The organism is Aneurinibacillus sp. Ricciae_BoGa-3, assembly GCF_028421645.1.
Lineage (GTDB): Bacteria > Bacillota > Bacilli > Aneurinibacillales > Aneurinibacillaceae > Aneurinibacillus_B.
The window spans coordinates 65,937-88,801 of sequence record NZ_CP116888.1 but is presented as its reverse complement, the minus strand read 5'-3'; the positions used below and the strand labels follow the sequence as shown (position 1 = coordinate 88,801).

The window sequence follows — 22,865 nt, the reverse complement described above, 5'->3', positions numbered from 1 at the left end:
GTTTGTCGTTTCTGCCTTTGAATCGCCTAACCTCAATATCTAGTCTTCTAAAGACCACTCCCGAATATGGTTATCGATGACATTGACCACTTCGGTGTCAACCATTTGCATGATATCTTCTTCCGAGGCGTTTGGTTCTTGTCTTTTTATTTCATCGGCTTTGGCTAAAAGAACATCTACTACATGGCGGATTTGATAGAATTTAACATCATCAAAAGTGCCATTATCTTGGAACGCCTTCTTCACGGTTGTGCGAATTTTTGTTTCAAGAGAGGGGATAGGTTTGCTGACAATAGCCTGCAGAGCTTCACGGAACTCTGGAACCTCAATCAGGGAGAAGCTATCGAGTTTCTTTCCTTCATCTGTCCAAATATCAATTGCCCAATCATGGAGCACATTGATATCCAGCCCGTTGTACTGCTTGAGTGATTCCAAGAAGAACTCTACATTTACAAATAGATTTCCACTTTCATCAATCCCGTTGTATTCTTTCCATGCAAACACGGGAATGCCAAAGAATGATTCTACGTGTCTCTCCTTGATACGTTTTAATTCCTTTTCTGCATCGGACATGACAAGGTGATAATCTTTTGCTTCATCTGGGACTAAATCCGTATCATTGTCCACAACATAGTAACATTCGGTATAATCGCATCCTCTATCTAAATAGGGTTTAATGTCTTCCCAAGCGACTACATCCGTGTACTCACCATTTTCAATGATTAAATAACCTATTTTAATTCCGTAGTTCATAATAGAACCCTCCTAAATAAATGATAAAGTGTGTTTTTATCCTGATTATTTATATCCTTTTATTATAAGGGGGAAGCTTGTAATTTATATCTTTGTTTCTTTTATTATGATTCAATAAATTTAACAATTCCCTTCGTTTTATTTAAGCCAATTTCTTTTACCGCAACTTCTTGCGCTTTTCTTAGGATTTCTGTAAGATTAATCGCTATTCCTTCGATAGAGGATACATCGAAATCTTTTAGCAACCTTTCTAATTCCTCTTTTACAGATTGGCGACCAGAATCGTAATTTTCCTGTTGAAAAGCGATATCATTTTTTAGGATTTGTAGTTTGTTGTCCATATGTATCCGTCCTTATCTATTTTAAGTGCTAATAATTTAGGTATTTATTATTTATATAATATCATGTAAAATGTATTTGGTAAAAGTAAATTTACAGATTGGTCAAACTTGCATATTGATGATAATATGGATTTATCACGCATAAATAACCAAACTGAACAGGATTGCAATGGATTAAAAAGATACTTAAAAGGAAAAAAACTTATGAGTTTAGAGGAGCGATGAATATGGATAAGAGTAAATACGGCGTTCACGAAAGACATTGTTGTGTGCGGCATGGTTGTAAGTATGGAGATAAAGATTGTCCAGTGATTAATGAGTTAACGAAACAGGATAATATATGCGAGGAGTGCTCTGATGAAGGGATTAAAACAGTTGATGAACTAGTAACAAAAAAAGATATTGAAACGCTTCGAAATATATTGGAACATTATCAGGAAATGACGGGCTTGAATGTAAAAAATCTTTCTCATAAAATAATAAAAACACTGGAGGGAAGCTATTACTACTGATAGTCCGTTAGCTGAAGCTAGAAGGAATATAACATCATAAGCTGTTTACAACTCCGACTTAAATTTGCGATGATTCATTTGTTAGTTCATTGAATATAATGAGCAGTGATAAATAGACATACATCATAGGAGGATGAAGAAAAATGGCAAAAAAGAAAACGATGGATATGAGTTTTACGGTGAAAGTTGACCCTCTGAAATTTAGAAAGTTTACGACTTCTGAAATAAGCAGAGGAACGGGCATTCACAAAGCAAGCAAAGGAAAAGGTTCGTATAGCAGAAAAGCGAAACATAAAGGACAGGCTCACAGAAATGATGACCTGTCTTTTTTTGTGCGGTAACACGTTTTATCCGCTTCGTATGAGAACTCCTAAAACCATCACACCTCAACAAATAATTCTTAGTTAGATTCCTCTTCTTTTTTAAATCCAAAGAACTTAATTTCAACCGTATCGTCTTTCTTCTTATATATATGGTAATTCTGTAGCCGATATGTTAATCTGAATCTATCTTATATAAAATAAATAGTAAAATAAAGTTTACATAAATAATAATAAACCTTTGTTTTTTTTCTATAATATAAAAACGTTATAAACAAGGGAAATGCTTCATTTTTTTCTTATTGGACTACAGCAAATTTTACTTAGGAGGAATACGATGATTGTGAAAAAGCAGGTCAATCAATTCTTTCGGGAATTACGCAAAAAGGGTTATGTGGCGAAACAAGCTGTTGGAGCAACAAATAGCTCTGCATGGGAAATACTACACGGTGAACATGTGAATACAGATAAGGTTGTGTTTTATACCAAACAGGGTGCTGACGCCTTTACCAAACAAAATGAATTGGTTTCGACATTGTGGCTATCCTGGTCGGGTAACGGAAAAGAAATTGTTCAAATTGCAAATCAGTGTGGATTACCAACACGTTGGAAAGGAACCTCTCAGTACTGCATTGGAATTGTTCCAGAAAATGAAGAGGTTCTAAATTTGCAATCGTTTAGAAAAATAGGATAAGGCAAATGTATAGCCTGAAAAATGTTTTGGGCTTTTTGCTTTCAAAAGGAGAGAGACGAATATGTCAGCAGTAAAAAACTTAAATTGGAACGTAGAACAAACAGGTGGAGATGAAGTAAATTCTTTTCTGTTTGAGCACCTCATTCTCACGAGTGAACAGAATGATAGACTGGAACAACAAGACGTTTCTCTGGAAAGCCTTGCTGAACAGTTGCAGGTAGACTTCATATCCGTAGTTTTTTCCATGCATCTTCCGTTGAAAATTATGATTCCATCGATAAGAATGGTATAACCGTTAGGGATTCGGACGATTGGGTTCATGATTTAGGCAAAGGCATTTACGGTGTTGGAAAAGACAATGATGATGGTTTAGATAATCTCAAAACGTATATAGGAAATTCTGTTGAAGAAGAGTACATCCTATTGGTACATGGCACGTATAAAGGTTCTTATTTAGAGTGTCTGTACGGGGAAGGGCATGAGGGCTATATCGTATTAAAGACGCATTGCGTGTCTGCAGATAGCCTAACTGATTTAGAAGAAATCGAAATGGATAGTTTTTTACTTTATAGCTGAACTTAAAGCAGTTTGGCAAAACTCAATAATAGAATCAAAACAATACAACGCACTAAGCGTTAGAGGAGCGGATTGATATGACTAAAAAAGAAAAACCATTCACAGATGCAGACATACAAAAGCTGCAGCAGAGCAAGTAAAAGAAGCGATAGATAAAATGGCAAACGTTGAGTCAGATGAAGGCGATTTTAATGGACTTGACGTATTCTTTAAAAAAGGGAACCTTTAGGAGGCGGAGCAACTATGCACGCAGTGGACAAAAAAGGATGGCTCTCTGAATCTGATTATCAGGAGTTAAGACACGAGTTATTTGTTAAATTTGGATTGACGGATACAAAGTACCAGAAAAAAGCCGAACATGCATTGTTTCTGGCGATTAAATGGAACAGTCGGATATGGGATATCGAAGAAACATTCAAAGAGTTAATTCCGCTTTTTAAAGAAGAAGAATGGGAATCTATTCAATAGGTTCACGAGTACGAAATCATGGCTAAAATCGGAGCGTTTAATTTATCGGTTGCACAATACGGTCTTTTATAATAATAAGTAAATATAGTTCGGAACTTTAGTATTAAAAAGGAGGAAACTGTCGTGTTAAAAGGAGAGTTTGACAGATTAACTACTTTATTTGTACGTCATATCACACCAAAATCATCTGAGAATGTAGATAAAACGATAGAATTTGTTGTAGATATGGGCGGAGAAGAATTTATTTTACGTGCTTTTGCGCCGAGTAATTATAGGCAAGTATGGGTCAAGATTCCCAAAGAAAGATTAAAAGAAATACTTGATAAAAATGACTGGTGGAAGAATAACATGATGAATGGTTGGCTCAAAACTGCAGACCATGATTCAGGATGGACAGAAGGTTTTGATTTAAGCCGTATTGTTGGTTGGTATAGAGAGCTTACATTAAAACAAATTAATATTGGAACATTACCCAAAACAAAGGAGCTTGGTGGAAACTTTTACGTAGACCAGAATAAAGGTGAACATCTTGCGGATACCTTAACAGAAAGTATCAGTACGGATAATCATTCACTCGCAGAAATTTACATCCTTTTTGTTGTTCGTGTCTACCAGGATGGTGACCAGTTGAGTCTTATTTTTGATAGGACAGATGGAAAGAAGACGAGGAAAATTCAAGTCGTAGATAAAACAACGTTGAAGAGACTTTCAACTCCAAGAGATAAAATATCTGAAAAAGAAGCGAGCTTAAATGCAGATGGATTAGTAAGTCTTCTTGGAAAAGGGGAATGGACGTTATTTAACGTGTCGCACAGGAGGGAAGATACTCATTTTTTTTAAATTCGCCAAAGTATTTTTCAATCAAATATAAGATAGGATGAAAACAAAGGGGTTTACAACTTCCTTTGTTTCTTTATTGTTAAAGTGGACAACACCGAGCTTTCTAAGTAACATATATGTAGTTTAAACCTATATTATTTGCTTTCGATATGCATTTAATATATGGTAAAAAATATTTTACTTGTTTATATTAATAAAGTATAATTAAATTATAGATAACGGTGAAAAAATAAAAGAAAGTGTGGATGCGATGAAAAACGCTGATAATAAAAATAATGAAGATAAGACACAAAGCTTCATTGAAAAAGCCTTCAATCCTACACCTGTACGTCTGGACAAGCTCACTGTAGAAGCGATGAAGAACCTTCAAAACAATGAACAAATCGAGATAGAACATCCGAATATAGATAATCTCACCCTAAAAATACGAAGAGATTTTAACGTACAAGGGGTACTTAATGTTCCCACTGTTTTCTACGGCGAAAAATATATTATAGAAGATACAATGAACAAGGTACACCCGAAACATAAACTATTCATAAACGAAGAGGAAATGGTGGCGTACATCCACGATTTATTAGAAGTCAAAACGATTTCTGCTTTTGGTTATGTACGCAATTTACGTGAACAGGACGTTAAGCTCAATGATATTGTGGAATTTGAAAACGGGAAGCGGGGAGTTATTGCGATGCCAGAAGAAGAATCCTATCCCCCAAACTTACGTCACATTCCACTTAAAGCAGATGGACGGATAAGTAAACATAGACCCCGCATCATTTATGGTGGTGACAAGTTTAGGGTAATCGGTGAATACAAACAGGATGACCAATAAAAGATAGGTGACGGTTTAATCAGCGATACCTGTTAGACTATCTAGGGAGGATACCCCTTGGAAAGCAAAGAAAACATTCGTTTAAAACAATTACGAACTCAAAAAAACAAAAAAGGTTATGAAATCGCAAAAGTGTTAGGCATTTCACCTCAATATTATTCTGGTATTGAAAAGGGGAAAAGGAAGCTAACCGCCGACATGGTGGAAACACTATCGAAATTTTACCAGGTATCCGTGGATTATATACTGGATACCGATTTCTCACAGGAAACGATTGTGGTTACAGATAAACAATTATTAGAGAATTACAGGGTTGAAATAGATGGCATAATTGCATCAGAAGAAGAATTGGTTTTCATGTTTGAGATGATTCGTAAAAAGCGAGAGTTATTTAAGGATAAAGAAGAGTAGTACCGATTGCTATTAGAAATGGAGTACCCAACATGGAAAAAATACGCCTGATACGCTATGCAGATGAAGGGTTTACAAACTATGAACAACGGCACATCCATGCTTTTGGTGGAATGATTCAGGGGTGTTATGCTTTTATTGATAAAGAACAGGAAAGCCTTCTTTCTTACACGGATGCCTACCGTAAAGAAAATCCAAGCGTAGTGAATCGCTTATCTCAAACCAGACATGAGTTGTTGTTATCGGGCGATACAATGGTGTACGTAAAAAACAAAAAACTGGTTGGACCACAAGACCGATATCTATTTCAATCAAGAAAAGGATTTTGTGGTAATTCCAGAAGAACCGATTAAAAGGGAAGTGAAGATTTACGGAGAATCCTTTCCACTTGCACCAGACGCTTATGTAAAAGTTCCGCTTTCTTTTGCGAAAGAACAAGTGGATAAGTTGTATGACGGTATGAGTTGATTAAAGAACAGGTGGATAATCCTGTTAAGGTCACCATTAATACAAGAGTAATGGATTATTGCGAATGTATCGTTCAAGTAGATTTAGTTAATAAATAGAATCAGAAGGGAAGGAATAAGTTAGATGGATTTCGGAGATTTTTACTTTAGCGCAAATGAACAGTTGCGATTAGCGGATTTATTGCCTGTGGGTGAGCGTTATTATAAATCGTTTCCGAAATCAACCTGGAAAGCGGAATATCAATCACTTTCCTTCAATGAATGGAAAAGGTTATTGAACGAAAATGGATACGATACAAATCGGATAAAGTATAATAAAAACCTAAATTCAATTCGGAATTTGTTTTATGTAGGCGATTATTTTACCCAGGATATTGGAACGGTTGACCCCACATGGTTACTCAACGAAATTGGAATCAAACGGTTGAAAGCTGACGAGCAAGCGAAAAAAGCATTTGAGAAAAAAGACTATTCGCTCATATTCTTTCCTGAATGGAATATGTTTGCCATTGACTATTTTATAAAACTTTATAAAGAGATAGATAAAGTCCAACTGTATGAAGTTTTTAAAGAGGTTTATACTTTATCAAACTATGGATTTTCCATGTTTCCAGAAGAAATTTTGGAAGAAGTATTTCTTCATGCGCCTACCCAAGATGCGATTAAAATACTAAAAAGGTTAAACATCACCGATAAAGATGGTTACATAACGGTATACAGAGGAGAAGGAAAACGTTCCACTCCTGTAGAAGAGGCTTATTCATGGACATTATCTAAAAGCATAGCCACTAAATTTGCTCACCACTTTGGCGTGGGAAACGTCTATCAAGCCAAGGTAAAGCTAGAAAAAATTATCGATTATGACAATGAAAGAAATGAAGAAGAAATACTGGTACGATATAGAGATATCGAAGAGGTTACGATTGTATAAAATGGAAGGAGGAGAGATTTCGGTATGGTGGTTGTTAAACTTTTGTACATAGAAGATGATGTGGCAGTGGTAACCGTGGATGGCGTGAGAGAACGGTACAACATCCAAGTGGGTAGAGAGAACTTCATTGAGGTTCCAGACGATGATGGCAATCTCATTGTTTATACGATACGAGAACTGCAACAAGACTGGTAATTACTTAACTTAGCATTCTTAGCGTGAAGTCTCCTTTTTGCATGCCCCTGGCGTGTTGGAGATGAATCGCTTATTTTTTTTGTTTTTCTTTCTATAATAATAGAAATTCAGACAAAAGGCTGCGAATTTTCACTATATATCGTGGATAAAAGTTTAGGTGTTCAGCTTTAAAGATGTTTTCAAGAAGTGAAGAGCAATATTACTTTACTATTGTTTAAGGATTAATAATCAAAAATAAGGGAGAAGTGACTATGGTTAAGATACAAGAAAAAGAAGCAGAAATTTTATTAGGAATTGTTTCTGGTGCAGAAAAGGTGTTTGTGGAACACCAATTCGAAGAAGGATTTACTGAAATAGCAGTAAACTTTGCTAAAGCAAGGAACAATGTTGCTTTAAACACCCGAATAAACACGATTAACGAGTTGGTGGATGCGTGTAAAACAAAAAATCCATCTAAGTGGAATAAATTTATCGACATATTAAAAACAGATGTAAAAATACCAGGTTTGAAATACTTTAACTAAAAATCGAAATAAACGGTAAGATATTTAAGAAGTCCGAAAAGAGAAAAACATTGAACAAGGAGAGGGGCTATCATAGAGGCTACCCTCTCTTTTTTCAATTCTTTCCAGTTGTATTCAAGTGTTTGTTGATTTCAGTAATGCACTGAATTCTTTCATATTAATCCCTTTAGGTGACACTAAAAACAACTTCCTTATCCCCTTTAATCAAATGAATATGTCGAGGTTTATCGTCTTTTAGATACATATATGCTCCAGCCATCATCCTTATTATATAACTTACTGTCATTTGTTCTGCATCCGTAACACCTCCTGAAAGTCCGAATAACTGTAAACATTGCTGAAGTTACGTCCTGGTGATAAGCCTCAACGGTTACACAATAAAAATAAAATTAAGTAAATACTTATCCTACTTACTTTAACTTCTATATTTTAATCAAGCATCAGCTCTCCTACTATATTGATAGTAGATAGACAAAGAAAAGGAGGCTTTATAGTTGAACGCTTTAGTTTTTGCTGATTTGCATGTCGTAGATTATACGACTTGGCAATCATTCTTAAATATTGACCAGACACGATTTGATACCGTTTGGATTCTTGGTGATATTGATATTATGTTTCTGATATCCATTAAAGAGCATTTTTCAGATAAACCGATTGTGGGTGTGCATGGCAACCATGATTACCTTGGAGACCTGGAATACTGTAATATCCCGAATCTACATGGTAAGCATGTTAGAGTAGGAAATTTGCAACTAGTAGGAGTAGAAGGATGTGTGAGATATAAGAGAGGGAAGGCTCCTATTCATACACAGGAGGAAACGAACCTTGTACTTGGTGAACTTCCTTTTGCGGATGTTGTTCTCTCACATAACTCACCCAAGGGGATTCATGACCGAGGAGATTTAGCGCATGAGGGGTATGAGGGATTGCTTACGTATATGGAGACCAAAAAACCCGCCTATGTATTGCACGGACATCAACATAAGAACATCAAAAGTCGATATCAACAAACAGAAGTGATTGGTATGTATGGTGGCGTTATATTGAATACTGAAACGGGTGAAACAGAAATAGTGTTAGATTTAGAGAACTACTAAGTTTGAAATCAAACGGGTAGAGAGGAGTGTGGAGTATGATTGAATGGATAAATGTGGTATAATAGGAATAGGACTTTTTAGATGTTATTGTAATATCTCCAACCTTTATTGTGTCCTAATAATGGGTAAGGGCGTATGCTTGAACGTGGACAAGGTATTGGAGGTATTACGATGAATAATGAGACAATCATTGCGATTGTTTCAATTGTAGCAATGGTTATAGTTGGAGCAATTGCGTTTGTATCAATCTTGGCTGTTTTCTGCTATAAGCAGGAAAATATTCGCTTAAATGCAAAACAAGAAAGCTTAACGGACTTCGTGAAAGGGAAGGCGAAAACCTTTACGACATGGCGATTCGATAGCAAACCAAACCAAGTTGAGAAAAACAAAAAGAAGGAGATGGGTCAGCCTGCGAAAACTTTCCCATCTCCTTCTGAAGACATCTAAAGACCACTAATGTAGGCATACGCCTTTACTTACCCTTTATTATACCACAAGATTGTAAAAAATACACAATTTGAAGGAAAGGGAAATAGATATGGGACTGATGCTGGTTGCTATCGTTGCTGTTGTACTAATCATTGGTGGCGCACTTTTTTCATCAAATGTTATATTATCAACTCGAAACAGACGAAGAAACAAATAGTTCCTGTATATCCTTACTGAAGGATGACTTCACTTTTTTATCTATTAAAATTATTGGGTAGACGCTTGTTGTGCTTGTTGTTGTAATTCACTTACTTTTTGGTTGTAATCGGATAAAGTTCCTAGCGTAAAAGGTACAGTTGAAAGTTGACCGTTCGCTGGTATAACAAGCTCTAATTCCTTTCCGTTTAAATTGCCTGTCCACGTTTCCCCTGACCATCCATTCGAGATATTCTTCGATAGCATTAGACTCAGGTTGTTTTTACCGTGTGAGCCCGTGAAAGGGTGACTGTCATGATGAAGGGTATTGGTATTGTCTAAATAGGTTTCTTGTACCTGACCTGTTAATTGGTTATTTGTGTCTGCCCACTGAATAAACATGACTATGTTGTTCTGCGTATACAAATAGCCCTCTTCACTACTGTTCATTTGAAACGGGTCTTCAAACCATTGATACAATCCCCATACAGCAAAAATAGCGACCAAAATAAAAAAGGACGGATAAGCTTTAAACTTTACTCTTCTCATATCAACCGTTCTCCACTCTATATATTCTTCTCTATATCCATTTTATAACAAAAAAGAAATTTTGCATATTATTACCTCTTATAAGAACAATTAGGGAAACTAATTCAAATTTCACTTTACACACGTAATCCCTTTCCTTTGTCTATCTGTTTTTGTTAAAGTATAACTGTGGACTATATGATATATACGAGGAAAGAGTTGAAGTAGAACATGCTCAGTGTAGAGGATTACAATATGCTCAATGTAGAGGATTACAAAAAATATAGTTTGGAAGACTTGTTTGAATTAGAAGGACATAAAGTAGTGGGTACACCCGATGAAGAGAATATTTTTTTCGTGCTGTCACAAGGTGGATTTGTTTTTATACAGGGAGAACAGGATTATGAAGTCCAGGAAGAAGGGGAGCGGATAATGCTAACCAAAAGAAAAGATAGAACAAAGAGACCCATTACGAAAGAGCAATTGTTTGAATTTTTATCGATTGTGCGCACCGATGGAACACTACTTGCTTTTACTTTGCTAGATGATTTCACCTTTTATCGGTTAGACAAACAATCCAGTCGAAGAAAAAGGTAGTAAAGGTATTTCTTTCAATACATAATCCTTTTTAACCTTTGCTATTGACGTTAGCAGAGGTTTTTTTCTTTAGTAAATACAAATAGTTTTATTGACTATTGTCTAAAATAACTGGTATACTTTTGTTAAAGGTCAAATAACCTTTCTCTTTTTTTACCTTATATAAATTGACAATAAACGATACGTACAATTATTTGACTAAATAACGAAAAAGGGTGAAATAATGAATTACAATCTTGATAATCCACATACTTTACAACAAATGTTCCGCATCCAATTTTATATTGAAGGAGCTAAAAAAAGGAAACAACTTCTTTTTGCAAAAGAACTGCAGAAAAGGTTAGATGGCGTTCTTTTGGATTTTTCCACAATTACAAAAGAAGAATTACATACACTTTACATCAAGGAAGGGTTAGCGGATAAGCAAATCGCTTTCGCCTATGAAGTGAATATACAAGAGGTTCGAAATAAACGAATGGAATGGGGAATAAACGTAGATTATGCCACTTTTACCCGAAACGGTAAGTCCATTGCTTAATTGAATTACTAGGAGTATAACTCATGCACTTGTTAAAAATGCTTTCACCATTTTTGTAGGCATCACTTATGTTTTCATAAAACTGTCGGGAAGTGTACACTGACAGATACTTAAAATTAATGGTTTGGGAGAAAAAATCCTATGAGTTTTGATAAAGGTATCACAGAAGTACTCGTCATTTCTTTAATCATTTTATTTCTATCTGGATTATTTGTCACGTTACTTAGCTATGTTGGTAAAAACCATGAGAAAAATGTCCATATGGTAAGAGAAGAGGTCTTGGAGTTTTCAGCACTTGGAATAGGATTGGTCGTTATATTTCTTGTACTTTTTATTTGATTGCGGATTAGGAATGCAAGACATAATGGAGGCTTCGATTATATTAGGTGCAATTCTCCCGTTATGTATGTTCATTTAGACAGGATTACTAGTATTTAGATAGGTATGACCATAACGAAATGAAAAACAATCAATTAATAATTAAATTTTTTCTCTCGGTAATGAAAGGATTAATCACAATAACTGCATGCATATCAGCCATGTATACGTTTTATGACCTCTTAGCAAATCACATTCCAGAGTTTTTGGGAGATAATATATTTCAGAACTTTGTTTTTTTACTTATTCCAGTAGCCTGTCTTTTGGTAATCCCTATAAATTTCATTAGGGGTATGATACAAAAAGACGAGCCATTTGGCGTCATTGAATGGTATACATGCACATTACTTATTAGTGTTGTAATCCACATTTACAAATATATCTAAATAAAGAAGGTGTAAACGAAAATGAAAGCCAACGAATCTAAAAACAAAACAGCTTATGCAACTATCTTTTCCGCAATCATGTTTGCAGGTGGGATGGGTCTAAGTTTCTATATTATGTACACGCTGTTTCAAGCGATTAGTGCAACACCGATTCATTAAGTTGATGTCGAGATAAGGTCATAGAATACCAATAAGGAGGAAGAATATGTTTATTTCAATGCCATTGTTAATTATGCTAATTGCAATTCCTATTACGATTGTCATTGTAACTGAGATTTTACGTACAAAGAAAATCTGCTATTTTTCTGATGATTCATTTAGCATTTTAATTAAAACAACAGCTTGCGAAATCGCTATGGTTTTCATTGCGAAAGTATTCCTAATAAATGTCTTATAATAGGGTTAGAAAGGAATACAGTGAATATGTGGTTACAAAAAATCAAAACCATCCTAGCACAAGCTTTACTTTGGCTCGTTACGTTATGGGGCATTTGGGTTCTCTTTTATATTGGTTATTCCATTTTTCGTCTTATGATAGCAGGAAAGTGAGTAGGAAAGGAGAGGAAAGTAAAATGAAGCAAAAATATCTGTGTTTAAAAGATTTTAAAATGAGTAATGTTATCTATTTTGAAAAAGGAAAATATTATGATGGCAAAGAGAAAAAGAATAACATTGGGAACGGGGTCAAATCAGCCACAATAACTGGTGAATTTGCAAAGAGAGTGGATTTCCATACAGGAAGTGAATATTTTAACATTGATTAATTCACTAAACGAAACTTTACACCACATAAAGTGGTGATTTTTTATGGATTTCCCCATCATTTCCGCCCTGAAAGTTATTTACCCTTATAAAATAAATGAGAGGGGTTAAACATGAAACAAATAATTAAATGGGATGACATTGACAAACTATCACAAGAAGAACAACTTGCATTCTATAAAAGCGAATTCGAATCGTTACATTGTCGTTTAGATGGATGTGGAAACGAAGTTAATCATAATTGGGTCATGTATGACAGCCTTCTCTATTGCGAAGATTGTTTTGAATGGAAGCGTAATGAGGAGGTAGAAAAAGCGATAGCACAAATAACAAAGATGAATGAGAGAATTCAACAATTAAAGGCGGAATATGATATTCCTTGATGTTTTGTAACAAACGAGAAGAGTAGCTCAACGTAAAGTAAATGATTTTTTGCTCTTCGGATTATGCGGTGAGAATCAAAGATTAGAATAGCAAATTTACAAATAAAAGGAGTGTTAGACGAATGAATAAAAAAGCGGAATTTGGAAGTTACGAAGCACATCAGCCGAACTACGAAAACTTCAAGCAACTCGGTAAACTGGATGATTTCATTTTTCAATCATTAGCACATATGGGTAACGCATCTTCGCAAATGTCATGGGCTAATACAGTATTGGAAAATGAAAAACACGTACCTAATGAACTTAAAGAGGAAATGAGATGTGTAACTGCTCAAATTAACGCCCTGCAAGAAAAATTACGGATGTATCAAATAGTAAATTGAATTATATGATATAAAATTATTACGCTTGATTTCCTTTGTTCGTTGTTGACCGTCACAATTTTTATATATAAGATTAAAAAATAAAAAGCAAAGAAGAGGAAAGGAGATTTCCCAACCTTCTTTGCTTTTTTATTTGCCTGTTAACAAATGCTTCAGAATGAAATAGGGGTAAGCTACGATAAACAATGGAGCCACATAGAGTAAAAACTCGCCCCAAGGGTCGTTTATAACATGGTAAATCAGCAGTCCAATACCGATAAGCACATAGAGTAGGAACCCCGCAATAATCCAAATGAACATCCACATCCCTCCAAAGGTATAATCATTGATTTTTACCACGAATTTAACACTTTATTCTATGCAGTTTTTACTTTGTAATAGATTTTTGATTGGTAGAGGTTTGCGAGACAGAGGTGGATTTATTTGGATGACACTTGTAATAGTCACAAAAGCTATAAACCCCAACCATAGCTGTATCTCCTAGTCTGGGGAAGAATTCTTGATACTCTTGTTCGTTTTCAAAATGCATGACGAAATGACCGTTTTTATGGTCTAATGGGTAGGCTGTGCTGTATCCAATTTTTTGTGGGTCGGGAATACTATAGTTCTCTTCGTCAGAATCGTGAATAACATACCCATCCTTTGTTTTGTCAGTAGGGAATATTTTATAGTACGGAGACCGCGCATTTTGTAACTGAAATACAAAAAAACGATTTTTTGGGTATGCAACTTTCAGTGTGGTGAATAAATAATTCGGTTGATTTATATACAAGTAGTTTCTTGAAACTTCAAGGTGATAAGAGAGGAGGAATTAATATCGCTAAGACAGAGGAAACAATCCAGTTGGAACGACAAATATATTCAGCGACAAAGAAGCAAGGAGTATTTGGTTGTTTTGAAGTAACTATTGGCTGGTTCGGGGAAGAACGAGTGGATTATATGACTTTTGACACTAAAGGGATTTGGCGTTGTTATGAAATAAAAGTATCGGTTTCGGACTTTCGCAGTAAGGCAAAGAAAACCTTTTGCGGACACTTCAATTACTACGTAATGACAAAAGAGCTTTATGAAAAAGTGAAAGATGAAGTACCTTCTCATATAGGTGTTTATGTAGGTGGAATGTCGGTGAAAAGAGCTAAAAAACAAGATTTGACTATTGACGAAGAGATTTTAAAAAATTCTATGATTCGTTCACTTTCAAGAGAAACCGAAAAAATATTTAAAAGCGAAAGTCCTCTTTTTACAGATTCAATGAGTAGGCAATTAAACAACGAAAGAAAAGAAAAGGAGAAGTATAGAAGTCAGTATTGGGAGTTATTGCGAGAGGTTCAAGAGATGTACGATACAAGATGGCGTAAGACAATATAACTCACCCTGATAGTTCACCAGCACTTTGAAAGTAGTATTGCTTAACCACACTAAATGAAATTTTGAAAAGAGGTGAGTTTTGATGGTTAATTCCATCAATTCCACCCTGAAAGTTAAATACCCGATTTTTCCCAACTAAACTTTCATAGCCATTTGCTACATAATAGTCCACAGGTACATTTGCGGGGAACTTAGTTGGCTCTGGAATAGACGCATGAAAAATGAGTGGTTGAACAAAGGATAGTTGTGGACTTTGTGTACTACAGGAAGCCAGTAATCCCATACAAATTAAAAGTGAAACCAATATTAGGGGTTTGTTTATAAACATCCAATAGCATCCTTCTTTTTTAAAAATTATATTTTGATACTCGTTCCAATACGATTTCATTCTTGGCAAAATGAAGCTCTTTTACTACAAATTCAATAGGTGATAAATTCCCGTATTCATAAAGAGAAATAGTTTGTCCTTCTTCGACAAAATAACGATAAGGTTGACCCATATGGATGATGATTTGAGAAGGGTTTACAAAACCTCCGAAAGTTGGTGTATCTATGACATATCCTCCTGTCGGTATGAATTGGGTTGGGTGTAACCTCAAAACCGTTGAATCTTTAATGACCTTCTCTTCTGTTTGTTCTTTTTGTTTTGTAAACATCCTATTATTCACCTCATGAAAGAATGATATATTGATATATTAAATATACTACAAAAATAAAATATTGACTATAAACAAATATATATATATTTTGGTTGTTTCAATATGATTCATGGACTAGTAAGGTCTAAAAAAGAACTAATTGGGTATACCAATACTAATGGGGAATATCTACGTTAATGAAGGAGGGGTATTATCCGATGGATGACAACCTGATAACCGTTTTTCTAAACCCCATTTCATATAAAAACTATCAAAATGGAGACACTGTATTAGCGTCTACTGAACAATTAGAAGAACATGATATTGCCTATTGCATTCCGAAAAAACAAGTCCATGAACAAATGTATGAAGGTGTTTTGGTTAAGATTGAGGGTGCGGATTTCGAAAGAAACAAGGACAGTTATCGGTAGGAGGCGGTGCTTTTACGGGAGCACTTGAAAAGACGATTCAAGTTTAAAGCCAATATACGAAACGAAAAACAATCGTACTTCACATAAATGCGATTGTTTTTTTCAATTCTATAGATTATTTGTGTCCGTATCATTATTGATAGATGAAATCATAACGATTTTGTTAAAGTGTCATACGTTATGGAACCCTCTATCGCTTATAGCTTCCTTTTGTACCCAATATAATAGGATACGTAAAAAGAAGGGAGTGGACATGTCATGAATCGAGAAAAAGCCCAAAGAATAAAAATTGTGCTGATTGCCGTAGGGGTTATTGTAGTGGGAGGGATGATTATAGGTGTTGCCTCACATGGGACGAAAAAACAACCTGTACCGATTCCTACTTCCGTCCAATCTTTTGATTCCGCAAATATGTTAGGTAGCATTAAACAATATAATCCAGTTGGACAATGGTTTAAAGGAGAGAAAGGAATCATTAGCAGCACACATGGGCAATATGATGTTTATATGGAAAACGGACAGCTTAAAGGGGTTTGGGATAGTGTTACCAAACAACCATTACTTAATCAAACCACTTCTAATCAACAACAAATTGACGGTTCGGTAAATGGCACGAAATATCAAGTGATAAATGAGAGTGTGCCATCAAATCGTGAAGCTCTTTATGGTACGATTTTGATTCCGAACTTCGATAAATCTACCATGTCTCCAGTACAGGCGGAGCAGTTGTGTAAAGCCATACTGGATAAAGAACACTTAGATGAAGGAAGTTTTTATATGAATCAAGAGGCATATAGTGCGGATACGGATAAAGCCTATAACGATGCCCATCCTGATGTTCTTAAAACAGGCATGATTGGTATTTACCAAAACGGACAGTTTAAAAATTGGCAAACGCTAGGTTTTTAACAGAAAAGCCCTTGAAAAATTTCAGGGCTTTTTTTGTTAGCGATATTTGAATTGAAAAGGAAGGTTGTTTTGTTGTATTGATGCGCTTGTCTCATGTCCAATAGAATGCTACAAACAATAAAAGATAGAGAAAGAGCCGTCACAAGCATAGTGGTTTCCCTTCTCTTTTTTCTTTTAAAATCTGAAAGTGATACTATCTTTGCCATGAAAATAACCTCCTTTTTATTCGTTTATAAGTTGGTTCGTGTTTGTCCTATTATGTTTCGGTATAGTCTATGATTGATGAAAAGGAATGATGAACAGGAAACGGCAAACATTGCACATAATGAAGAACCTAACGAATGCTAGGTTCTCTACATGAATTTATGCGGTTTTAAACATCCGATACTCACCAGGATTATTTTTGTCTAAATACTCTCTGGTATAGGCAATCCACAAAGAATGGAGAAACTCACGGTGTGTACAAAGTGAAAAGTGAATATTTTTAGGGAGTGACTTTGCAAGTTCTTGGATTTTATCGAAGTTTTTTGGTTCGGTTACGATATAGATATTCCCCTGGTTTTCTTGGTTTTCATCGTAATGTGTCCATTCTTCAATTGTAGAAATCTCAATACCGTTCAAATCATTCACCCACTTGCGAACTTGATGCACCCATTGGCTTTCTTTGTCGGAGCGAATTCGCACGTTTAAATGTAGTTCTTTAGGTAAGTCTTTTTCCTTTTCTTCTATTAAAGGTGCGTATTCTTTATCTATATCGATATAAAGATTTCCGCTTATTTCATCGTTTTTGTTAAAAAAATAGCTTTTGGTGATATCCCGTTCGGTTAGAAAAGGAAACTGTTCTAGCCAGTGATAAACCAAACTCCATTGCTCCGATTGTTTCTCTTCTTTTCTTCTTATACGTTTAACAAAAACGTATTTCCTTACCCATGAGATAACTAAATATAGGATAGGAATATAGAAGAAACAAATGAGGTGGAGGGGTGTATGGGCAGGAGACAGAAATAAATAGCATAGCCCAAGTAGGAGAGAGCAAAAAGCGATAGCTTGTGGAAGCATGTACCCAAATATATATAAAATATTGGCTCCTGGAGAAAAGAGAAAGGAGCCACGCCATCCATAACTTGTATAAAAGAACAAGGCTCCTATAAAGAGAACACCAATAATGATGGTTTGTATGAGTATCCAGTTCATATCTGAACTCCTTTCTTATGAAAAGACATGTTGATTATTCATCTTTTTCTTTCTTTATTTCATAAATAAGAATAAGCACAATAACAAGATGAAAGAACATTCCGATGATTGGGATAAAAGCTAAAACGTTCCCAACCATTCCGATAATGTGTCCGATTTTTCTACGATTCGTCATAAAAGCAAACATCAAACCAACAGCATGTAGAATAAACATCACAAGCAAAGGAGTCCAGGCATGTGCGAGAATAAAGACGCCGCCGATAAGGGGAAGTCCAAGAAATAATTCCATCAAAGATAAAATTATTTTATAGGGTCGAATGATTGCTATCATTTTTCTTTCTCCTTTCTTTTAAATAAATTTTGCATTCACTTTAGTATTATATTATCATTTGAATAGACTATAAACAATAAATAGTGGTTAGAGGTGAATATCGCATCGCAATCGATTCAGTGATAAGATGGGGGAAGAGAGCAAATGAAAATGAAATTTGAGAATCAAGGTGGAAATAGCAGGGAGACCATCTACTCTCTTTTAGATTATGAGAGAAATCAATGGGGAGAACCCATTATGTCTATAGAATTTAATCATCAAACGAAAGAGTGGTCTGTATTAAGTGTCACCAAACAATTGATGAATCTTGACCACATGGAGGCGTTACAAGAATTGCTCGATTCATTGTTGAATAAAGGGTAGGAGAGGGTATACGGTTATGATTCTAACGACATCACAATTTTTTAAACACATTAAGTTACACCCATCGTGGGAAGCATTCTTTTCTGAACCGAACGTGCAGGAAGAGCTTGTTAAAATCGAGTCGCTGATTGGACAGAACTATACACCGCAAACTGAACGTGTTCTACGTTTTGCTACAGTGGATTTACAGACTGTCACTTGCGTCATACTTGGAAAAGACCCTTATCCGCAACCAGGTGTCGCTACAGGGCGTAGTTTTGAAGTGAGCGGGGTAACATCTTGGTTTGATAAAGGCGTCAATAGCTCATTAAAAAACGTGATTAAACTGATACACAAAGTGTATACAGGACGAGAAGTGGGAGCGGGAATAGGGGACGTAAGACAGGCGATACAGGAGGGAAGTTTTGCTATTCCTACACCAGACAAAGCCTTTTCGTATTGGGAGGAACAAGGGGTTCTTTTTTTAAATACAGCTTTTACTTGTGAAGTAGGCGGTTTTGCACAAGCAGGCAGTCACTTAAAGATTTGGAAGCCATTCTTCCTGCTCTTATTAAAATACATGGCAGTAAACAACCCAAACATCCGCTATTTTTTATGGGGAGACGCTAGAAAGTATGCGAAGAACCTGCAGAAATGGGATGTAGATGAACAGAATCTCTATATGAGTAAACATCCTTGCACCAACGGAGATAACGGTGGGTATCGAAATGGTTCAAACTTTTTAGAATGTCCTTGTTTTGAGGAGACAAAAGAAACAGTTCGTTGGATTTTAAATTGAAAGCAAAAATAGTGGGGGCGATGCCTCCATTTTTTATTGATAAGCAATTTCTTTCATCCATTGTTGACCGTCATAATAAGTAAATATAAAACCAGAATAGGTATCAAAAAACAGTCGTAGTTTACCATAAATTAATTATGTTTAGTTCGCAAAATACACACTTTCCAGTATGTTTGGGTATATTGTAAATTTATTCCTTCTTTGGTATACTCAAGTCATTATATCATTCGTGAGTAAAAGGGAGGAGGAAAAAGGTCATGCGTGAAGAAACTTTTGTTTATACACTAGAAAAATTGTCTCCGTACTTTGATTTAACATTGGAAGAAATAAACGAACAATTTATTCAAACGAATCGTATTAAAGTGGTAAAAAACGAAGGGAAAAATTATACAGATAAAGACGGATTGCAATGCATCGTGAAAGATATTCTTGATAGAAAAGCAAAATGAATCGTTTACCATTGAAGCTGGTGAAATAGTGGAGCCAGTGGAGGCGACTGAAATGCTTTCCATTCTTCAACCATTCGCCCATCAGATGCATTTGGTATAAAGAAAATGTATCATTAAAACTGGAAGCTCTCAAAACAGAATTGGTAGAGTCGTTGTTAGTGAATGAGTGAGTGATTGGAAGGACTGGTGGTAGCATGGGTTTAAAGCGTGGGTTAAAACGAAAAACACACTTACCCCATACGAAAGTGAATGTGGTTAAGGGGTTTAGTGGGGTCATAAGCAAAATAGATAAAGCCATTTCTCTTTTGGCGAAGCGAACATGAATAACCATCTGATTTTTTGAATGCTCTGATTGCCACAGAAGGTGGAAACGTAAGTCTTTGCATCCCTGGATACAATTTTAGCTTTTTCAAATTCAGGAGGCTTTTCTATGGATGACCATATACTTGACGGGGTAAGAGAAGAAGTACGAAATACTGTAGCAAAAAGTCTCTTGGAGCAAGATGTAGACATACAAGTGATTCATAAAGCTACTGGATTGGATATTGAATTGATACGAAGGTTGAAGAGTGGTGGAATGAACAAACATTCTCTTGTTCCAAAAGCGGAGCCTTCGTTGTTGTCGTATGAAGAATTTTCGGAGGCTATTCCTGGAGATGGTCAGTGGGAATTTTATTCTGGCGTCCCATTTGATTCCCAAGGTATCGGTAGAGATACCTTAGCTCTCTGCTTGATACGCTCGATGGGACTTAGACGTTTACTGCATATTCTACCAGAGGAATCAAAACAGATACTAAAAGCTTTACTCCAAGAGGAATAAAAAACCGTAATAGGTGCAAGATGATACCGACCGTGCCAAGCGTAAATCCCTATATTCTTCCCTACTGAAACTTCACCTGAATCTGGGTGAATAAATATCTTTTCCAAATCAGAAGGACTTAGGTTTCGTAAGAGGTTTACCTAGCGTTTGTGGAAGGCTTCGAGCATGCTGTAGAAAGAATGTGTTTAGGTGGTTGCTGTATAACAAAAAACCAGGACAAGTCATGTCGTCCTGGTTTTTCTAATTTATACTGATATCCTCGCAAGGAAATCAGGGAGTTTCCATTCGTATACGAACCACGCATGGTCTTCATATCGGGAAACCGTTCACTCTTAATTTATGCTAGAGAAGTTAGTTTTATAAGTTAGGTAGCTTTTAACAAGTCCTCAATACTTACACCTGTGAGTTTAGCGATTTTCTGTAATTTCTCTACGCTCACGGAAACAGAGGATTCTTCGTTTCCATCCTGTTTATAATCAAACTCCTGCATGGATTTTGACCGTCGTTCTTCCGCAGGGTCAGCATAGAACTTACGAGTGGTTTCAGCAGAGTTATGTCCCATGATTTGAGCGGTTAAATACATGTCTCGATAGCGGTTGTAGTGTTCTGTGCCAAACGTTCGTCTAAATACATGGGGTGTAACCTTCATTTCAATGCCAGCCCGTATTCTATACTTATCCAACATGGCTCGAATCGTTTTCGGGTCAATCCGTTTCTTATGTAAGGAGATAAACATGGCTTTCGTGTCGTATTCTAGAGCTTTTCGTTGTTGAATGTAACCCGCAATGTCTTCCATAACCCGTTCAGGAAGCGTTAATTTTTCCTGTTTGCCACCTTTTCGTACCACAATCATTACTTTTTCATTGATTCCAATGTCATCGATGTCGAGTTGCACCAATTCAGATATGCGTATCCCTGTATAAGAGAGTAGAAGAACAATGATGTAATCTCGAAACTTCACTTTTTGATGGAAAATCTCCATACGCTTGTTTTGGATATTTAAATCATCAAGTATGGTGCTATAAAATTTCTGCATATCTTCAGGGGTCAATCGATTTTTGATTACGGCTTGTTTATCGACTTTCACATCCACTTTTTTGGTGACATCTTTTTGAATCAGTTCTTCTTCCAAAAGATAACTAAAAAATTCATGCAGGGTGGCTATCTTTCTGGATTTTCCCACATCTGAGTTGGTAAATACCTGGATTTTATGCTTGCCTGTCTTTGTTATGAATTCTTTTTTATAAGAGGTGAGATAACTTAAAAAATTACCGATATCCCTCGCTTTAAGTTTATCCAAGTCGGATGGGGTAATGTCTTTAATCTCTTCACAGGATACGATTCTTTCTTTATGTAAGAATTCTAGAAAAAGTCTAAGGTCTTTTGCATATTCAATCCTTGTACGTATCTGTTTTTTTCGGAATTCCAAATCAAAAATGTAATCGACCACAAACTCAGGAAGACCCAAGAGTTTATCACGTAAATTTTCTTGTAATTTCACTTCAATATCAGCCTTCATACTACACCTCCCAATGAAAAGCCTTAGTTTCATTATACCAAAGCTATCCATGTTCTAAAACAAAAAACATGAATGTATGTTCGGTTTAGAGAAAGAAAAGACACAGAAAAAATCTGTGTCTCAGCTTTTGCTTTCACCTTTTTTATGCAATTAGCTTAATAAATTCATCTGTAACATCCTCGTATGCTGAATGCCCAAATTTACTTGCATATAAACAAATTTGATTCAATTGATAACCCAATAATTGAATCGCTTGTATTGCCATGTTTACTTTTTCACGATTCGTTCCATGTAAGTTATCTTCATCAGGCAATGCAATTCGCTTATCAAGTGAATCCCACTGACAGATTGTAAAATCATGTTGTCCATCTTCGGTAAGGTAGGTGATGTCTACCATAGCCGAATAGCCATCCCATTTCATCCACACATGATAACGTCCAATTTTATGCTCCGCTACATCGAATTTACCTTCTAAAACCGTTTTAAGTGCTTGTTCAATAAATGTTGCCATTGTTATTTCCTCCC

The 22,865-nt window shown here is 35.7% G+C and carries 40 protein-coding genes; 29 read left to right on the top strand and 11 right to left on the bottom strand.

The annotated features are described in order from the left end of the window. Nucleotides 1-39: 39 nt before the first annotated feature. A complete protein-coding gene (locus PP175_RS25850) occupies nt 40-753 on the bottom strand; it encodes a hypothetical protein (protein WP_272443988.1) in 714 nt (237 codons plus the stop codon). 104 nt (nt 754-857) lie between these two features. Then, on the bottom strand, nt 858-1,094 hold the full coding sequence (locus PP175_RS25845; RefSeq protein WP_272443987.1) for a hypothetical protein: 237 nt from the start codon (nt 1,092-1,094) through the stop codon (nt 858-860). 227 nt (nt 1,095-1,321) lie between these two features. On the opposite strand from PP175_RS25845, the gene PP175_RS25840 reads away from it, so the two are divergent. The 14 genes from PP175_RS25840 (at nt 1,322) to PP175_RS25775 (ending at nt 9,408) form a co-directional block, all read left to right on the top strand. After that, nucleotides 1,322-1,606 carry a hypothetical protein gene (locus PP175_RS25840; RefSeq protein ID WP_272443986.1) on the top strand — a complete coding sequence of 95 codons (285 nt, stop codon included), beginning with the start codon at nt 1,322-1,324 and terminating at the stop codon, nt 1,604-1,606. Nucleotides 1,607-1,749: 143 nt separating this feature from the next. Further along, nucleotides 1,750-1,947, top strand: coding sequence for an alternative ribosome rescue factor ArfA (arfA, locus tag PP175_RS25835; protein WP_272443985.1), 198 nt, complete (start codon nt 1,750-1,752; stop codon nt 1,945-1,947). A gap of 316 nt (nt 1,948-2,263) precedes the next feature. Next, nucleotides 2,264-2,620, top strand: coding sequence for a DUF6891 domain-containing protein (locus tag PP175_RS25830; RefSeq protein WP_272443984.1), 357 nt, complete (start codon nt 2,264-2,266; stop codon nt 2,618-2,620). A gap of 61 nt (nt 2,621-2,681) precedes the next feature. Next, nucleotides 2,682-2,912: a hypothetical protein gene (locus PP175_RS25825; protein WP_272443983.1), complete on the top strand. Its 231-nt coding sequence runs from the start codon at nt 2,682-2,684 to the stop codon at nt 2,910-2,912. Nucleotides 2,913-3,439: 527 nt separating this feature from the next. Continuing rightward, complete coding sequence (locus tag PP175_RS25820; RefSeq protein ID WP_272443982.1) at nt 3,440-3,664, top strand: hypothetical protein; 225 nt, start codon at nt 3,440-3,442, stop codon at nt 3,662-3,664. A gap of 123 nt (nt 3,665-3,787) precedes the next feature. Further along, nucleotides 3,788-4,504 carry a hypothetical protein gene (locus tag PP175_RS25815; protein ID WP_272443981.1) on the top strand — a complete coding sequence of 239 codons (717 nt, stop codon included), beginning with the start codon at nt 3,788-3,790 and terminating at the stop codon, nt 4,502-4,504. Nucleotides 4,505-4,754: 250 nt separating this feature from the next. Then, nucleotides 4,755-5,336: a hypothetical protein gene (locus PP175_RS25810; protein WP_272443980.1), complete on the top strand. Its 582-nt coding sequence runs from the start codon at nt 4,755-4,757 to the stop codon at nt 5,334-5,336. 57 nt (nt 5,337-5,393) lie between these two features. Next, nucleotides 5,394-5,747, top strand: coding sequence for a helix-turn-helix domain-containing protein (locus PP175_RS25805; RefSeq protein WP_272443979.1), 354 nt, complete (start codon nt 5,394-5,396; stop codon nt 5,745-5,747). A gap of 32 nt (nt 5,748-5,779) precedes the next feature. After that, on the top strand, nt 5,780-6,100 hold the full coding sequence (locus PP175_RS25800; protein ID WP_272443978.1) for a hypothetical protein: 321 nt from the start codon (nt 5,780-5,782) through the stop codon (nt 6,098-6,100). A 238-nt stretch (nt 6,101-6,338) separates the two neighbouring features. Then, a complete protein-coding gene (locus tag PP175_RS25795) occupies nt 6,339-7,145 on the top strand; it encodes a hypothetical protein (RefSeq protein WP_272443977.1) in 807 nt (268 codons plus the stop codon). A 24-nt stretch (nt 7,146-7,169) separates the two neighbouring features. Continuing rightward, on the top strand, nt 7,170-7,340 hold the full coding sequence (locus tag PP175_RS25790; RefSeq protein WP_272443976.1) for a hypothetical protein: 171 nt from the start codon (nt 7,170-7,172) through the stop codon (nt 7,338-7,340). A gap of 251 nt (nt 7,341-7,591) precedes the next feature. Further along, a complete protein-coding gene (locus PP175_RS25785; RefSeq protein ID WP_272443975.1) occupies nt 7,592-7,864 on the top strand; it encodes a hypothetical protein in 273 nt (90 codons plus the stop codon). A gap of 494 nt (nt 7,865-8,358) precedes the next feature. Beyond that, complete coding sequence (locus tag PP175_RS25780; RefSeq protein ID WP_272443974.1) at nt 8,359-8,961, top strand: metallophosphoesterase family protein; 603 nt, start codon at nt 8,359-8,361, stop codon at nt 8,959-8,961. Between the two features lie 171 nt (nt 8,962-9,132). Next, complete coding sequence (locus PP175_RS25775) at nt 9,133-9,408, top strand: hypothetical protein (RefSeq protein WP_272443973.1); 276 nt, start codon at nt 9,133-9,135, stop codon at nt 9,406-9,408. A 249-nt stretch (nt 9,409-9,657) separates the two neighbouring features. Here PP175_RS25775 and PP175_RS25770 read toward each other — a convergent pair whose 3' ends face one another. Then, nucleotides 9,658-10,134 (bottom strand): hypothetical protein, encoded by a 477-nt coding sequence (locus PP175_RS25770; protein WP_272443972.1) that lies wholly within the window; start codon nt 10,132-10,134, stop codon nt 9,658-9,660. A gap of 210 nt (nt 10,135-10,344) precedes the next feature. Here PP175_RS25770 and PP175_RS25765 point away from each other — a divergent pair, with 210 nt between their 5' ends. The 8 genes from PP175_RS25765 to PP175_RS25730 all read left to right on the top strand — a co-directional run bounded on the left by PP175_RS25765 (nt 10,345) and on the right by PP175_RS25730 (nt 13,540). Then, nucleotides 10,345-10,710, top strand: coding sequence for a hypothetical protein (locus PP175_RS25765; RefSeq protein WP_272443971.1), 366 nt, complete (start codon nt 10,345-10,347; stop codon nt 10,708-10,710). Between the two features lie 223 nt (nt 10,711-10,933). Beyond that, on the top strand, nt 10,934-11,248 hold the full coding sequence (locus tag PP175_RS25760) for a hypothetical protein (protein ID WP_272443970.1): 315 nt from the start codon (nt 10,934-10,936) through the stop codon (nt 11,246-11,248). A gap of 141 nt (nt 11,249-11,389) precedes the next feature. Continuing rightward, the gene (locus PP175_RS25755; RefSeq protein ID WP_272443969.1) at nt 11,390-11,587 is read left to right on the top strand and encodes a hypothetical protein; all 198 of its coding nucleotides are present in this window, start codon (nt 11,390-11,392) and stop codon (nt 11,585-11,587) included. Between the two features lie 446 nt (nt 11,588-12,033). Then, nucleotides 12,034-12,171, top strand: coding sequence for a hypothetical protein (locus tag PP175_RS25750; RefSeq protein WP_272443968.1), 138 nt, complete (start codon nt 12,034-12,036; stop codon nt 12,169-12,171). Nucleotides 12,172-12,217: 46 nt separating this feature from the next. Next, nucleotides 12,218-12,409: a hypothetical protein gene (locus PP175_RS25745; protein ID WP_272443967.1), complete on the top strand. Its 192-nt coding sequence runs from the start codon at nt 12,218-12,220 to the stop codon at nt 12,407-12,409. A 28-nt stretch (nt 12,410-12,437) separates the two neighbouring features. Next, a complete protein-coding gene (locus tag PP175_RS25740) occupies nt 12,438-12,776 on the top strand; it encodes a hypothetical protein (protein WP_272443966.1) in 339 nt (112 codons plus the stop codon). Nucleotides 12,777-12,887: 111 nt separating this feature from the next. After that, nucleotides 12,888-13,157: a hypothetical protein gene (locus PP175_RS25735; RefSeq protein WP_272443965.1), complete on the top strand. Its 270-nt coding sequence runs from the start codon at nt 12,888-12,890 to the stop codon at nt 13,155-13,157. 122 nt (nt 13,158-13,279) lie between these two features. Then, on the top strand, nt 13,280-13,540 hold the full coding sequence (locus PP175_RS25730; protein ID WP_272443964.1) for a hypothetical protein: 261 nt from the start codon (nt 13,280-13,282) through the stop codon (nt 13,538-13,540). A 129-nt stretch (nt 13,541-13,669) separates the two neighbouring features. Here PP175_RS25730 and PP175_RS25725 read toward each other — a convergent pair whose 3' ends face one another. Further along, the gene (locus PP175_RS25725; protein ID WP_272443963.1) at nt 13,670-13,840 is read right to left on the bottom strand and encodes a hypothetical protein; all 171 of its coding nucleotides are present in this window, start codon (nt 13,838-13,840) and stop codon (nt 13,670-13,672) included. A gap of 480 nt (nt 13,841-14,320) precedes the next feature. Between PP175_RS25725 and PP175_RS25720 the strand changes: the two genes are divergently transcribed. Beyond that, nucleotides 14,321-14,908 carry a hypothetical protein gene (locus PP175_RS25720; protein WP_334314240.1) on the top strand — a complete coding sequence of 196 codons (588 nt, stop codon included), beginning with the start codon at nt 14,321-14,323 and terminating at the stop codon, nt 14,906-14,908. A 1-nt stretch (nt 14,909) separates the two neighbouring features. Here the strand turns inward: PP175_RS25720 and PP175_RS25715 are convergent, their stop codons facing one another. Beyond that, on the bottom strand, nt 14,910-15,236 hold the full coding sequence (locus tag PP175_RS25715; RefSeq protein WP_272443962.1) for a hypothetical protein: 327 nt from the start codon (nt 15,234-15,236) through the stop codon (nt 14,910-14,912). Between the two features lie 19 nt (nt 15,237-15,255). Further along, complete coding sequence (locus PP175_RS25710) at nt 15,256-15,564, bottom strand: hypothetical protein (RefSeq protein WP_272443961.1); 309 nt, start codon at nt 15,562-15,564, stop codon at nt 15,256-15,258. A 200-nt stretch (nt 15,565-15,764) separates the two neighbouring features. Between PP175_RS25710 and PP175_RS25705 the strand changes: the two genes are divergently transcribed. Both PP175_RS25705 and PP175_RS25700 read left to right on the top strand, forming a co-directional pair. Beyond that, on the top strand, nt 15,765-15,977 hold the full coding sequence (locus PP175_RS25705) for a hypothetical protein (protein WP_272443960.1): 213 nt from the start codon (nt 15,765-15,767) through the stop codon (nt 15,975-15,977). Nucleotides 15,978-16,235: 258 nt separating this feature from the next. Further along, on the top strand, nt 16,236-16,886 hold the full coding sequence (locus tag PP175_RS25700; RefSeq protein WP_272443959.1) for a hypothetical protein: 651 nt from the start codon (nt 16,236-16,238) through the stop codon (nt 16,884-16,886). On the opposite strand, the gene PP175_RS25695 is transcribed toward PP175_RS25700, so the two are convergent. The 3 genes from PP175_RS25695 to PP175_RS25685 form a co-directional block, all read right to left on the bottom strand. Continuing rightward, nucleotides 16,883-17,092, bottom strand: a complete 210-nt coding sequence (locus tag PP175_RS25695) for a hypothetical protein (RefSeq protein ID WP_272443958.1) — start codon at nt 17,090-17,092, stop codon at nt 16,883-16,885. The two genes, PP175_RS25700 and PP175_RS25695, sit on opposite strands and share 4 nt — an antisense overlap. Before the next feature lie 157 nt (nt 17,093-17,249). Then, on the bottom strand, nt 17,250-17,747 hold the full coding sequence (locus PP175_RS25690; protein WP_272443957.1) for a hypothetical protein: 498 nt from the start codon (nt 17,745-17,747) through the stop codon (nt 17,250-17,252). 367 nt (nt 17,748-18,114) lie between these two features. After that, complete coding sequence (locus tag PP175_RS25685) at nt 18,115-18,411, bottom strand: hypothetical protein (RefSeq protein ID WP_272443956.1); 297 nt, start codon at nt 18,409-18,411, stop codon at nt 18,115-18,117. 237 nt (nt 18,412-18,648) lie between these two features. On the opposite strand from PP175_RS25685, the gene PP175_RS25680 reads away from it, so the two are divergent. From PP175_RS25680 to PP175_RS25665, 4 genes are all read left to right on the top strand, one after another. Beyond that, the gene (locus tag PP175_RS25680) at nt 18,649-18,774 is read left to right on the top strand and encodes a hypothetical protein (protein ID WP_272443955.1); all 126 of its coding nucleotides are present in this window, start codon (nt 18,649-18,651) and stop codon (nt 18,772-18,774) included. A 16-nt stretch (nt 18,775-18,790) separates the two neighbouring features. Continuing rightward, the gene (locus PP175_RS25675) at nt 18,791-19,552 is read left to right on the top strand and encodes a uracil-DNA glycosylase (RefSeq protein ID WP_272443954.1); all 762 of its coding nucleotides are present in this window, start codon (nt 18,791-18,793) and stop codon (nt 19,550-19,552) included. 257 nt (nt 19,553-19,809) lie between these two features. Then, a complete protein-coding gene (locus PP175_RS25670) occupies nt 19,810-20,001 on the top strand; it encodes a hypothetical protein (RefSeq protein WP_272443953.1) in 192 nt (63 codons plus the stop codon). 430 nt (nt 20,002-20,431) lie between these two features. Continuing rightward, on the top strand, nt 20,432-20,821 hold the full coding sequence (locus PP175_RS25665; protein WP_272443952.1) for a hypothetical protein: 390 nt from the start codon (nt 20,432-20,434) through the stop codon (nt 20,819-20,821). A gap of 364 nt (nt 20,822-21,185) precedes the next feature. On the opposite strand, the gene PP175_RS25655 is transcribed toward PP175_RS25665, so the two are convergent. After that, nucleotides 21,186-22,340, bottom strand: a complete 1,155-nt coding sequence (locus PP175_RS25655; RefSeq protein ID WP_272443951.1) for a tyrosine-type recombinase/integrase — start codon at nt 22,338-22,340, stop codon at nt 21,186-21,188. A 142-nt stretch (nt 22,341-22,482) separates the two neighbouring features. Continuing rightward, the gene (locus tag PP175_RS25650) at nt 22,483-22,851 is read right to left on the bottom strand and encodes a hypothetical protein (protein WP_272443950.1); all 369 of its coding nucleotides are present in this window, start codon (nt 22,849-22,851) and stop codon (nt 22,483-22,485) included. Between the last annotated feature and the right edge of the window lie 14 nt (nt 22,852-22,865).